At 65.1% G+C, this 12,629-nt stretch carries 12 protein-coding genes; 4 read left to right on the top strand and 8 right to left on the bottom strand.

The features are described from left to right. The 4 genes from BMY22_RS17645 to BMY22_RS17630 form a co-directional block, all read right to left on the bottom strand. On the bottom strand, positions 1-911 hold a 911-nt coding region (locus BMY22_RS17645; RefSeq protein WP_143068533.1), incomplete at its 3' end, for an OprD family outer membrane porin. A 172-nt stretch (positions 912-1,083) separates the two neighbouring features. Then, positions 1,084-1,692 (bottom strand): L(+)-tartrate dehydratase subunit beta, encoded by a 609-nt coding sequence (gene ttdB / locus BMY22_RS17640; protein WP_090624220.1) that lies wholly within the window; start codon positions 1,690-1,692, stop codon positions 1,084-1,086. Further along, entirely contained in the window at positions 1,689-2,588 is a 900-nt protein-coding gene (ttdA, locus tag BMY22_RS17635) for a L(+)-tartrate dehydratase subunit alpha (protein WP_090624218.1), read from the bottom strand. Before ttdA ends, ttdB begins: the two co-directional genes overlap by 4 nt. Positions 2,589-2,652: 64 nt before the next feature. Beyond that, positions 2,653-3,993 carry a dicarboxylate/amino acid:cation symporter gene (locus BMY22_RS17630; RefSeq protein WP_090624216.1) on the bottom strand — a complete coding sequence of 447 codons (1,341 nt, stop codon included), beginning with the start codon at positions 3,991-3,993 and terminating at the stop codon, positions 2,653-2,655. Between the two features lie 200 nt (positions 3,994-4,193). Between BMY22_RS17630 and BMY22_RS17625 the strand changes: the two genes are divergently transcribed. Beyond that, positions 4,194-5,120, top strand: a complete 927-nt coding sequence (locus BMY22_RS17625) for a LysR substrate-binding domain-containing protein (RefSeq protein WP_090624222.1) — start codon at positions 4,194-4,196, stop codon at positions 5,118-5,120. 136 nt (positions 5,121-5,256) lie between these two features. Here BMY22_RS17625 and BMY22_RS17620 read toward each other — a convergent pair whose 3' ends face one another. Next, entirely contained in the window at positions 5,257-6,132 is an 876-nt protein-coding gene (locus BMY22_RS17620; RefSeq protein WP_090624215.1) for an alpha/beta fold hydrolase, read from the bottom strand. 259 nt (positions 6,133-6,391) lie between these two features. On the opposite strand from BMY22_RS17620, the gene BMY22_RS17615 reads away from it, so the two are divergent. Further along, positions 6,392-7,306, top strand: coding sequence for a LysR substrate-binding domain-containing protein (locus BMY22_RS17615; RefSeq protein WP_090624213.1), 915 nt, complete (start codon positions 6,392-6,394; stop codon positions 7,304-7,306). A gap of 54 nt (positions 7,307-7,360) precedes the next feature. On the opposite strand, the gene leuD is transcribed toward BMY22_RS17615, so the two are convergent. After that, positions 7,361-7,969, bottom strand: coding sequence for a 3-isopropylmalate dehydratase small subunit (leuD, locus tag BMY22_RS17610; RefSeq protein ID WP_090624211.1), 609 nt, complete (start codon positions 7,967-7,969; stop codon positions 7,361-7,363). 3 nt (positions 7,970-7,972) lie between these two features. Then, a complete protein-coding gene (gene leuC / locus BMY22_RS17605) occupies positions 7,973-9,394 on the bottom strand; it encodes a 3-isopropylmalate dehydratase large subunit (protein WP_090624209.1) in 1,422 nt (473 codons plus the stop codon). Between the two features lie 472 nt (positions 9,395-9,866). Here leuC and BMY22_RS17600 point away from each other — a divergent pair, with 472 nt between their 5' ends. Next, the gene (locus tag BMY22_RS17600; protein WP_090624207.1) at positions 9,867-10,760 is read left to right on the top strand and encodes a LysR family transcriptional regulator; all 894 of its coding nucleotides are present in this window, start codon (positions 9,867-9,869) and stop codon (positions 10,758-10,760) included. 212 nt (positions 10,761-10,972) lie between these two features. Beyond that, positions 10,973-12,199 carry an MFS transporter gene (locus BMY22_RS17595; RefSeq protein ID WP_090624205.1) on the top strand — a complete coding sequence of 409 codons (1,227 nt, stop codon included), beginning with the start codon at positions 10,973-10,975 and terminating at the stop codon, positions 12,197-12,199. 66 nt (positions 12,200-12,265) lie between these two features. On the opposite strand, the gene BMY22_RS17590 is transcribed toward BMY22_RS17595, so the two are convergent. Beyond that, positions 12,266-12,568, bottom strand: coding sequence for an ArsR/SmtB family transcription factor (locus BMY22_RS17590; protein WP_090624203.1), 303 nt, complete (start codon positions 12,566-12,568; stop codon positions 12,266-12,268). Positions 12,569-12,629 lie beyond the last annotated feature (61 nt).

Below are 12,629 nucleotides of genomic sequence, written 5' to 3'. Positions count from 1 at the left end.
GTGAAAATCGCGCTCAGGGTGTCGTTGTCGACCTCGCCCTTGTGGGAACTGCCGGAGCCCCAGTAGCCGCTGCTTCGGTAACCTTCGGCACGGCCGCTGGAACTGCCGTTCGCACCGTCGGAGTTGCTGGTCCAGTAGCGCAGGTCGCTCTTCAGCGCGCCGACCGGCAGCGCCCAGTTGTGCACCAGGCCGAAGAAGTGCTGCTCGTAGAAGTCGTCCAGGTTGCTGTAGTAGTACTGCAGCGTCAGTGCCTTGGTGGCCTTGTAGTCGACGCCGCCGTAGTAGAACTCGTTGCTGCGCTGATTGTTTGCCGCGCCGCTGATGAACAGGGCCTGGCTGTCGGTGGAGTTACGCTCGGTGGAGTGCTCGAGCCGGCCGCCGACGAGGGTCAGGTTGCTGAACTCGTTGGAGGTGACCTGTGCCCCGTGGAAGAGCTGCGGCAGCAGGCGACCGTCGTTGCTCTTGAGGATCGGCAGGGTGGGACGCAGCACGCCGACCTCGGCGATGGTCTTGGAGATGCGCATCTTGCCGGTCGCGTTGAGACGACCGTAATCTTCCTGGGACTTGCCGTTGGATTTCAGCGGGAACATGCTGCCCGCGCCGGGGGCGCGCTCGGCACCCGCCTTGCCGGCGCGACCGCCGCCGTCCAGGCGAACGCCCTCCTGGGCGATCACGTCCAGGCCGAAACCGACGAAGCCCTCGGTGAAACCGGACTTGAACTCGAAGAGGAAGGCCTGGCCCGTCTCGTCGATCCGGGGACGATCCGAGTTGCGGTCGTCCTGGTTCATGTAGAAGGTCCTGAAGCCCAACGTAGCCTTGCTGTCCTCGATGAAGCCGGCGGCATCGACCTGGCCAAGCGGTAAAAGGCTCAGGCAAGAAAGCGTCAAACCGCCGCTGAGGCGTTTGTTCATGGGTAACCACCTTTTATTGTTGTGTGGGTGTGTCATGCGGGAGTGTGGGGGCCGCAGTTTGGCTCCCGGCTCCCATGCCCGGCGTGCCAGGTGGCACGCCGGCCGGGAGCGAACGGCTGTCGCGGAGCGCACGTTCGGACGGCGCTCCTTGCCGTGGCGAACGTCCGGTCCGTTACTTGATGAAGCGGACCTGGCTGTTGATCTTCTCGACGATCGCGCTCTTCTTGTCGTTGAAGCGGGCCTTGTTCTGCTCGAACAGGTTGTTGCCCTTGGTATCGATGGAGATGATCAGCGGACCGAACTCGCGGACCCGGTTGACCCACAGAGTTTCCGGCATGCCCAGATCCTGCCACTCGGCGCGTTCGATCTCCTCCACCTTGGTGGCGGCGAGCACCGCGCAGCCGCCGGGGAACACCGCATGGACCGCCTTGTTCTCCAGGCAGCCGGTGGTGGTTTCCGGCCCCATGCCGCCCTTGCCGACGATCAGCTTGACGCCGGTTTCCTCGATGAACTGCTTCTCGAACTTCTCCATCCGCATGCTGGTGGTCGGGCCGATGGAGACCATCTCGAAGCTGCCGTCGTCCTTCTTGCGGACGATCGGGCCGGCGTGGAAGATCGCCCCGCCGCGCAGGTCGACCGGCAGTTCGCGCTTCAGTTCGATCAGCCGGCGGTGGGCCACGTCGCGGCAGGTCACCAGCTGGCCGGTCAGATAGACCACGTCGCCGACGTTCAGGCTCGCGAGATCTTCGTCCTTGATCGGGGTGGTGAGGATCTTTTTCACAGTACTACTCCTTCATGGGAGAGGATGTCGTAGGACAGGTCGGCGTTGATGCGGATCTTGCCGCGGCGGTGCGCCCAGCAGCCGGTGGAGACGGCCACGCCGATGGTCGACGGGTGGCGTGCGGAGGATTCGATGTTCACCCCCATCACGCTGCTGTTGCCGGTCAGCCCCTGCGGACCGATGCCGATCTCGTTGAGGCCCTCCTCGAGGAGCTTTTCCATCAACGCGGCGTTCTCGTTGGGATGCTGGGAGTCCACCGGGCGCAGGATCGCCCGCTTGGACAGGCGCGCCGCGGTCTCCACCGAGGTCGACACGCCGACCCCGACCAAGAGGGGCGGGCAGGCGTTCACGCCGCGCGAGGTGATCACGTCGAAGACGAACTCGGTGACGCCTTCGTAGCCCTGGCCCGGCATCAGCACCTTGGCCGAGCCGGGCAGGGTGCAGCCGCCGCCGGCCATGTAGACGTCGATCAGCGCGTAGTCGGCGTCGGGAACGATTTCCCAGTCCAGCCACGGGATCTTCGAGCCGGTGTTGGTCCCGGTGTTCTTCTCGTCGAAGGTCTCGACGGCGTTGTGGCGCAGCGGCCCCTTCTTGGTCGCTTCCAGGGTCGCGTTCAGCAGGATCTCTTCCAGTTCGCCCAGCAGCGGGAACTTGGCGCCGGCGGCAATGAAGTACTGGATGACCCCGGTGTCCTGACAGCTCGGGCGGTCCAACTTATCCGCGGCGTCCTGGTTCTCGGCCATCGAATCGTAGATCGCAATGGCCAGCGGATTGGTTTCGGCGGCCCGCAACTTTGCCGTCTTGGCTTTGACGTCGGTTGGCAAACGCTTGCCGATATAGGCGGTGAACTTGGCCATGACATCGGTAAGTGACTGCACTGCTGATTCTTTATCCACGTTTATTCTCCTGGCTACATCAACAAGGCTCGGTTCGTTGTTATCTGGTCGGGTGTCTGAAACTTCAGACGACGCCGACTTGAACTCCCGGTTTTTCAGTCTTTTTTAGCGACAGAACTTCCTGCTCCCGGTCTGTCTCGGGCAGCGCATCGCCATTCAGCACTTGCTCCATTCGGGCCTGATCGAGAGAGCCGACCCATTTGGCGATCGCCATGGTGGCGACGGCGTTGCCGATGGTGTTGGTGATGGAGCGCGCCTCCGACATGAAGCGGTCGACCCCGAGCAGCAGCACCATGCCGGCGACCGGAATGGTGCCCAGCGAAGCCAGGGTTGCCGCCAGGGTGATAAAGCCGGAACCGGTGACTCCCGCCGATCCCTTCGAGGTCAGCAGCAGCACCCCGAGCACGATCAACTGGTCGGTCAGCGTCAGCGGCGTATTGGTCGCCTGGGCGATGAAGATGGCCGCCATCGTGTAGTAGATGCACTGGCCGTCGGGGTTGAAGGTCAGTCCGGAGGGGATCACCAGTCCCACCACGGGCTTGGAGACACCGACGTTCTCCAGCTTGTTCATCAGCTGCGGAACGACCGATTCGGAAGAACTGGTGCCCAGCACGGTGAAGAGCTCGTCCTTGAGGTACTTCAGGAACTTCCACAGGCTGAAGCCGGACATGCGGCAGATGCTACCGAGGACGATCGCCACGAAGAGGAAGCAGGTCAGGTACATGGTGGCCATCAGCTTGCCGAGGGACACGATCGACCCCAGGCCGTACTTGCCGACCGTGAAGGCCATCGCGCCGCAGGCGGCGATGGGAGCCACCCGCATGACCATGCCGACGATGAGGAACATGCCGTTGGAAAACGCTTCCAGCACATCGACCACCGGCTTGGCACGGGAGCCCATGCGGGACAGCGCGATGCCGAACAGGGTCGAGAACAGCAGGATCTGCAGGATCTCGTTCTTGGCGAACGAGTCGACGACGCTGGCGGGGATGATATGGAGCAGGAAGTCGGTGAAGCTTCCCGAGCCGCTCGTCGCGGCAGCCGTGTAAGTGGCAATGCTCTTGGTATCGAGCGTGGCCGGATCGATGTTCATCCCTTGGCCGGGCTGGACGAGATTGACGACCACCAGACCCAGAGCGAGAGCGAAGGTCGACAGGATCTCGAAGTAGATCAGCGCGCGCGAGCCGACCCGCCCGAGTTCCTTCATGCTTTCCATCTTGGCGATGCCAAGTACCACGGTGGCAAAGATGATGGGCGCGAAGACCATCTTGATCAGCTTGATGAAGGCATCGCCGAGCGGCTTCATGTCGGTGCCGAATGCCGGCAAGTAAACACCGAGCAATACCCCGATGGTTACGCCGATCAACACCTGAACATATAGTTTTCCTATAAGTCGCTTGATCATTAGCTCCTCCGAATTATTTTTGTGAGTCGGATTGTGTTGTTGGCAACCTTGAAACTGTGCCAGTTGCCAATAGAGTCGACTTACTGTGAATGGGAAATGACCCCCTGTTTCTCAGGGAGTAATTCACAGGGATCAGGGTACTGATTTTTTGAGTGATATAATCTAATGAAAGTTAATACATTATTTTCTTAGAGTTAATGATGAACCAGGTATCCGAACTGGCTTTTTTCACCTTGCTGGTCAAGCTGGGAAGCCTCGCGGCAACCGCGCGCGAACTGAATCTGACGCCGCCGGCAGTCTCCAAGCGCCTGGCGCAACTGGAGCAGCGGCTCGGGGTGCGCCTGCTCAACAGGACCACGCGAAGCATCAGTCTCACCGGCGAAGGCGAGGTCTACCTGCTCAACGCCCAGCGGATACTGGGCGAAATCGAGGAAATGGAGCGCCAGGTGTCGAGCAGCCGGGCCGCGCCGAAGGGACTGCTGCGGGTCAATGCGCCCCTCGGCTTCGGCCGCACCCATGTCGGTCCGGCGATCTCCTCGTTCGTCAAGCGCTATCCGGATGTCGAGGTGCAGCTGCAACTGACGGATCGCCCGATCAACCTGCCGGACGACGCGATCGATGTCGCCATTCGCTTCGGCGAGCTGCCGGACTCCCGCCTGATCGCCCGCAAGATCGCCTCGAACCGCCGCCGGCTGTGCGCCTCCCCGCTCTACCTGCGGGCCTTCGGACGCCCCGAGGTGCCCAAGGACCTGATGCGCCACAACTGCATCGTGCTGAGGCAGAACGATGCGGCCTTCGGCGTCTGGCGACTGACCCGGGGCAAGCAGACCGAATCGGTCAAGGTGCGGGGCAGCCTCAGCACCAACGAGGGAGAGGTCGCGCTGAACTGGGCGCTGGATGGCCACGGCATCCTCATGCGGGCCGAATGGAACCTCGCCAAGTACCTGCGCAGCGGGCGGCTGGAGGAAGTGCTCGCGGAGTACGAAACCCCGCCGGCGGACATCTACGCCGTCTATCTCGAACGCCTCAACCTTTCCGCCAAGGTTTCCTACTTCGTCGAGCACCTGCGCGACTTCTTCCAGCGCAACGCCGACGGGCCGAGCGACAGCCGGGCGCCGTGGCAATGACCGGAGGCTCGAGGAGGCATTGATTGTCATTGTTGTTGTCCTGGTAGCGCCGCGTCTGGCGGCGGATAAAAGACTCCCGTAGTGCGTGGACTCGTGGTCACGCACTGGATAAGCGCTATCGGGGAGGGCGCCGGCTTCAGAGCAGGAAGGCGAGCACTTCTTCGAGCAGCAGTTCGGGGATTTCCTCGGCCAGGTAATGGCCGGCGGGCAGCGGCTTGCCGCGTACATCACTGGCCACCTTGCGCCATTCGGCCAGCGGGTCGAAACATTTGCCCACCGTGCCGTCGCCGCCCCACAACGCCAGCAGCGGCGTGTCCATCAAGTGCCCTGCCTCAAGGTCTGCGTGGTCGTGCTCCAAATCGATGCCGGCGCTGGCCCGGTAGTCGCCGCAAATGCCGCGCGCTGTGCCGGGCAGCTTCAGGCAGCGCAGGTATTCGGCGAAGGCTTCGTCGGTGAACGGGCGCATGCCGGCGCTGCGACTGCCCATCACGCTGCGCAGATAGAGTTCCGGATCGGCTTCGATCAGGGTTTCCGGCAGGGGGGCCGGCCGGATCAGGAAGAACCAGTGCCAGTAGGCGCGTGCAAAGGCTTCCGTGGTTTGCCTGTACATCGCCAGAGTTGGCGCTATGTCCAGCAGGATCAGGCGGCGCACCGCGGCCGGATGGTCCAGGGCCAGCCGGTGGGCAACCCGTGCGCCGCGGTCATGGGCCAAAAGGTCGAACCGGGCGACCCCCAAGGAGGCCATCAACTCGACCATGTCGCGGGCCATCTCGCGCTTGCTATAGGCGACCGGATCGGCATCGGCCTCGGGCTTCTCGCTGTCGCCATAGCCGCGCAGGTCGGCGGCGACCACCGTGAAGTGCTGTGCCAGATACGGCGCGACCTTGTGCCAGATGGCATGGGTCTGCGGGTGGCCATGGAGCAACAGCAGACCCGGTCCGCTGCCCCCTATGCGGTAGGCGATCTGCACGCCATTGACCTGGCGTGTGTCTTTCTGGAAATCGGTGAACATGGCAGTCGCTCCTCATTGATTGCGCTCTCCATCCTAGGTTTTTGCAGCCAACCATCAATGGTCGAACTGTGACCTTACTGTTCATGAGGTGTGTATTGATCTGCCGAATAGCAGCATTATTGATGACAGAAACATGCAGTGGCGGAGGCTTGAAGCACTGCTTCGAGAGCCGTCGGTCGGGATGGGAAACAGAGTCAGGCCCGGCTGACGGCGTGTTATCTTCCGCCTTTCGTGCGAAAACCGACCAGGTAGGTGTCCTGTGAGCACAGTCCGTGATCAATTGCCCCTGCCCGAAGACCTGCGCGTCTTCCTCACCGTGATCCGCAAGCAGGGCTTTGCCGCAGCGGCGGAAGAGCTGGGGTTGTCGCCGGCCTATGTCAGCAAGCGCATCCAGATCCTCGAGTCGACCCTCAAGGCGCGCCTGCTGCATCGCACCACCCGGCGCATCGCCCTGACCGAGGACGGCGAGCGCGCCCAGCGCTGGGCGGTGCGCATCCTGGGCGACCTCGACGACCTGTTCGACGAGCTGTCCCAGGTCCGGCAGACGCCGCGCGGGCTGCTGCACATCAGCAGCACCTTCGGCTTCGGCCGCAACCATGTGGCGCCGGCCATCTCGCTGCTCGCCGAACGCTATCCGGAGCTGGAGATCCGCCTGGAGGTGTTCGACCGGGTAGTGGACATCGTCGGCGAGGGCTTCGACCTGGAGATCCGGGTCGGCGACGACCTGCCGAGCCAGCACATCTGCAAGCGGCTGGTAACCAACAAGCGGGTGCTCTGCGCCACGCCGGACTACCTGGCAAGACGCGGCACGCCGACCAGCCTGGACGACCTGCAACGCCACGATTGCCTAGTACTCAAGGAGCGCAACAACTCCTTCGGCGTCTGGCATCTCTCGTGCGATGGCAAGCCCGCCAGCGTGCGCGTCAGCGGGCCGCTGTCGTCGAACAACGGGGAGATCGTGCTGGAGTGGGCGCTGCACGGACGAGGCATCCTGCTGCGCTCGCTGTGGGACGTGAAGCCGCTGCTGGAGCAGGGGCGACTGGTGCAGGTGCTGCACGACTATAACCAGAGCGCCAATGTCTGGGCGGTCTATCCGACGCGCTTGGCCAACTCGGCGAAACTGCGGGTCTGCGTCGAATTCCTCGAGCAGCATTTCAAGGGCATTTCGCTGTAGGCGGCGCTACAAACCGCGGCGCCGAGGGACGGCGCGCGGTTCATGGGGCGGGGGTCAGGCGAGCCAGGGGTTTTCCTGCAGGTGCCGGCGCTCGAAGGCGCGGATCTGCTCGGCGCGCCGCAGGGTGCTGCCGATGGCATCCAGGCCCTGGACCAAGGCCTCCTTGCGCAGCGCATCGATCCGGAAGCCGATGGCCCGGCCGTCCTGCAAGCGGATCTGCTGGGCCGGTAGATCGACGGAAATCCGGTTGCTTTCCGGCTGGCCGACCAGCCGGCCCAGTTCGCGCAGCTCGTCCTCTTCCAGCTGGATGGTGAGCACGCCGTTGCGCTGGCAGTTGTCATAGAAGATGCCGGCGAAGCGGGTGCCGATCAGCGCGCGGATACCCAACTGCTTGAGTCCCCAGACCGCATGCTCGCGGCTCGAGCCGCAGCCGAAGTTGGGGCCGACGACCAGAAACTTCGCGCCTTGCCAGGCGCTCCGATTGAGGATGAATTCCGGGTTCGGCGCGCCGGACTCGAGAAAGCGCAGGGCGAAGAACAGCCCGCGGTCCAGGCCGCTGCGGTCGATGCCCTTGAGGAACTGCTTGGGCATGATCACGTCGGTATCGACGTTGGCGGCGAGAAAGGGCGCGGCCTTGCCGCTGACGGTGAGGAAGGGTTCCATGCTTCAGGCCTCCAAGGACAGTGAGCGGACATCGGTCAGACGACCGGCGAGGGCAGCGGCGGCGACCATCGCCGGGCTCATCAAATGCGTGCGTGCACCGGCGCCCTGGCGCCCTTCGAAGTTGCGATTGGTGCTGGAGGCGCAGCGGTCGCCGACGTCCAGCACATCGTCGTTCATCGCCAGGCACATCGAGCAGCCCGACTGGCGCCACTCGAAGCCGGCGGCGAGAAAGATCTCCGCCAGCCCCTCCGATTCAGCCTGGGCACGTACTGCGGTGGAGCCGGGCACGATCATCGCCCGCACGCCGGCGGCCACCCGACGGTCCCTGACCACCTCGGCCACCTGGCGCAGGTCCTCGATGCGGGCATTGGTGCAGGAGCCGATGAAGGCATGGCTGATGGCGATCCCGTCGAGCCGCTGGCCGGGCTCCAGACCCATGTAGTCCAGGGCGCGTTGCAGGTCGCGGCGACGAATCGGGTCCGCTTCGCCGGCCGGATCGGGCACCCGGGCACCGATGGGGGCGGCCTGGTCCGGGCTGGTGCCCCAGGTGACCATCGGCTGGATGGCCGTGGCAACGATGGCCACCTCGCAGTCGAACACCGCGCCTTCGTCGCTCTTCAGCTCGCGCCATTTGGCCACGGCCTGCTCCCACTGCTCGCCCTTCGGCGCACGGAGCTTGTCTTTCACGTAGGCGAAGACCTTGTCGTCCGGGGCCATGAAGGCCCCACGGGCGCCGGCCTCGACCGCCATGTTGCAGATGGTCATGCGAGCCTCGACGCTCAGTGCGTCGATGGTCGAGCCGGCGAATTCGATGGCATAGCCCGTGGCGCCAGAGGCGCCGATCTTTTCGATCAGCGCCATGATGATGTCCTTCGATGCCACGCCCAGTCCGAGCCTTCCCTCCACGGTCACGCGCATGGTCTTCAGGCGCTTGTAAACCAGGGTCTGCGAGGCCAGTAGGTGCTCGATCTCCGAGGTGCCGATACCGAAGCCGAAGGCGCCCAGGGCACCGTAGGTGGTGGTGTGGCTGTCGCCGGCGGCAACCACCATGCCGGGCAGAATGAAGCCCTGTTCCGGGGCGACCACGTGCTCGATGCCCTGGCGCTTGTCGAGCACATCGAACAGTTCGATACCGAAGTCGCGGCAGTTCTCGGCCAGGTAGGACACTTGGCGGGCGCCGCCCTCGTCGGGCATGGCGGCAATGCGCTGCGGTGCGGTCGGATTGACGTGATCGACCACGGCGAGCGCGGTTTCCGGACGCCAGACGGTGCGTCCGGCCTCGCGCAGACCGCTGAAGGCTTGCGGGCTGGTGTATTCGTTGAGAACTTGGCGGTCGATGTAGAGCAGTACGTGGCCGTCGTCGTCGAGCGGACACAGGGTGTGCGAGTCAATGTGCTTGTCGTAGAGCGTTCGTGGTGTGTTCATTCGATAGGGCTCGCTGTCTTATGGTCATGCGAGACTCCCGGGCCTTGCAGTGCAAAGCGCAGAAGACTTCCCCTCTAAGGATATTGAGCACTTTTTTGCCATCAATGGTGCATTCGTGATCTGTTTGTTCGCATTTCATGTTCAATTGCCCCCGTTTTTTCTCGCAGGCCAAGCCCACTGGCAAGCCGGCCTGGGTTTCCGGGGCGCGCGAACCGCTCCGGGTCCCTTGGCGCCGTCGTCGCTCCAAGGCCAACGCCGCTCTCGCGGCGCCAAGTTTTTCGCTCCATGGCGCGATGACTCCCCCGGCCCGCTGCAAGGGGCGTTCGGCGCTGTCCGGTCGTCCCTGCATCGCGTGCAACAGCCGCCCGCAGGGGGCGGCCACCCGGTTTTGCCGGGCGAGGTTCGTGCCGAAGTCATGGGACCATACTGAATCGGCCAGCATGCAGTGGCTTCGTTGATTGCGGGAGATGGCGTGGACAAGTTGCTCGCTCTGAGGATGTTCGTTGCCACGGTGGACGCCAAAGGGTTTTCCGCGGCCGCCCGCCGGCTGGAGGTCGCGACCTCCACGGTCACCCGGATGGTCGATGCGCTGGAGCAGGAGCTCGGCAGCGTCCTGCTCAACCGCTCGACCCGCCAGGTCACGGTCTCCGAGGCCGGAGCCGCCTACTACCTGAGCGCACGGCGCATCCTGGAGGAACTGGAGGAGGCCGACGCCTCGATCCGCGACCGCGGCGACGAGCCGGCCGGTCCCCTGCGCGTCTCGCTGCCGATGGCCTTCGGGCGTGCGCGCATCTGCCCGCACCTGGGGGATCTGCTGCGCCAGTATCCCCGGCTGGAACTGGACATTTCCCTGACCGACGACATCGTCGATCTGCTGGCCGAGCGGGTGGACCTGTCGATCCGGCTCGGCGCGGCGGCGCCGATGGACGGCGTGATCAGTCGCCCGCTCGGGCGGTTCCGGCGGCGCGTGGTGGCCAGTCCGGACTACCTGCGGGAAAGGGGCGTGCCGGAGCAGCCGATGGATCTGCTCGCGCACGATTGCCTGCGTTTCAATTACGGCAGCGCCCGGCAAGTGTGGACTTTCCAGGCGCAGGACGAAGTCATCCGCGTGCCGGTCCACGGGCGGTTCAGGAGCGACAATGTCGAAGCCCTGCATGCGGTGGCGCGCGCCGGCCTCGGCGTGGCGCTTTTGCCGGACTGGATCGTCGACCAGGACCTGACGGGCGGCCGGCTGACCAGCCTGTTCGACACCTTCTCGGTCGATCCCGACAACACCCGTCCGCTGATCAGCGCGCGCTATCTGCCCAACCATCGCGGCTCGATGCGGATCGAGGCCTTCCTGGCGTTCATGGCGCGAATCCTCTGACGTGCGCCATTGCACCGGGCGCAACGCCGCATTGCGCCGCCGCAGGATTCTCCCGGTTGCCGGCAGCGCCTAAGGTGGCGACCAGACAACCTACCGTGGAGAACCGCCATGCCCCAGCCATTCCTTCTCGCCATCCCGCTGGTCCCTTTCCCACGCGAGCCGCGCCTCGCCGGGGCGCCGCTCGCCCGGACCCTTGCAGAGGAGTCACGCCCATGAGCCGCCCGGCAACGACCGCACCGGCGCACAGTGCCGCAACCCTGAGCAAGGGCCTGGTCCTGCTGTTCGCCTTCTGCTGCGGCGTCATCGTGGCGAACATCTACTACGCCCAGCCGATCATCGAACTGATCGCCCCCGACATCGGCCTTTCCGCCGGCGGCGCGAGCCTCATCGTCTCGCTGACCCAGGTCGGCTATGCGCTGGGGCTGTTCTTCCTGGTGCCGCTCGCCGACCTGCTCGAGAATCGCCGGCTGATGCTGGCCACCCTCGCGGTCACTGTCGTCAGCCTGATCGGCGCGGGGCTGAGCGAAGGGCCGGGCGTCCTGCTGGCGACTTCGCTGCTGATCGGTTTCGGCTCGGTGTCGGTGCAGATACTGATTCCCCTCGCCGCGCACCTGGCGCCCGAGGAAACCCGTGGCCGGGTGGTCGGCGCGATCATGGGCGGCTTGTTGCTGGGCATCCTGCTGGCCCGCCCGGTCTCCAGCCTGATCGCCGACCACTTCCACTGGCGGGTGGTGTTCTTCGGCGCGGCGGCGGCGATGCTGCTCATCGCCCTGGTCGTCGCCACCACGCTGCCCGGCCGCCGCCCCGACCACCGGGCGAGCTATGCCCAGTTGCTCCGCTCGCTCGGGCAGCTGTTCCGGCGCGAGCCGGTGCTGCGCCAGCGCGCCCTCTACCAGGGGCTGATGTTCGCCGCGTTCAGCCTGTTCTGGACGGCGGCTCCGCTGGCGCTGTCGCGCGAGTACGGCCTGTCCCAGTCGCAGATCGCGCTCTTCGCCCTGGCCGGCGCGGTCGGTGCGGTCGCCGCGCCCATCGCCGGGCGGCTGGCGGACGCCGGCCATACCCGGTCGATGTCCGGGCTGGCGATGGCGCTCGGTATCCTCAGTTTCCTGCCGGGCGTCGTCCCGTTGCCGCTCGGGGTCGTCGGGCTGGCGATCACCGGGGTCGTCCTCGACTTCGCCGTGCAGATGAACATGGTGCTCGGCCAGCGCGCGGTCTACAGCCTCGACCCGGCCAGCCGCGGGCGCCTCAACGCGCTGTACATGACCAGCATCTTCGTCGGCGGCGCCACGGGCTCCTCGGTGGCCAGCGCGCTCTACGCGCACACGGGTTGGCTGGGCGTCGCGGCACTCGGCAGCGGTCTTTCGCTGGTCGCGCTGATCGCCTTCGCTTGGGCGCAGGCCGCGCCGGGCGAGAAGCGCGGACTGTGCCGGGCCGATTAGCTGGGAGACGTGCGCCCTGGGCCAGCGGCTTTCATGTGGCCTGCCATGCCTTGCGCAGGGCGCGCTTCACTCGCGCTGCGACAGGATCGCCTCGAGCAAACCCGGGAAGCGCGCGTTCATCTCCTCGCTGCGCAGCGAGTTGATGTGGGTGGTCCCGGCGCTGCGGGTGCAGACCAGGCCTGCATCGCGCAGCACCCGGAAATGGTGGGAGACGCTCGACTTCGGCCGGCCGCCGTCGAGCTCGCTGCAACTGGCCTCGCCCAGCGCGGCGAGGCGCCGGACGATCTCTAGGCGCACCGGATCGCTCAGGGCGTAGAGAACGCGCTCGAGGACGAATTCGCTGGCGGCGGGGTGCTTGAAGGGGCGCATGGCGGAATCATACCGGAGGGATTGTCCGCCGGCTATTGTTCGAATATCATCGAACTACAGA

This window comes from Azotobacter beijerinckii (assembly GCF_900110885.1).
Classification (GTDB): Bacteria; Pseudomonadota; Gammaproteobacteria; order Pseudomonadales; family Pseudomonadaceae; genus Azotobacter; species Azotobacter beijerinckii.
The sequence above is the reverse complement of the archived record's forward strand: the minus strand, read 5'-3'. Positions and strand labels throughout refer to the sequence as shown.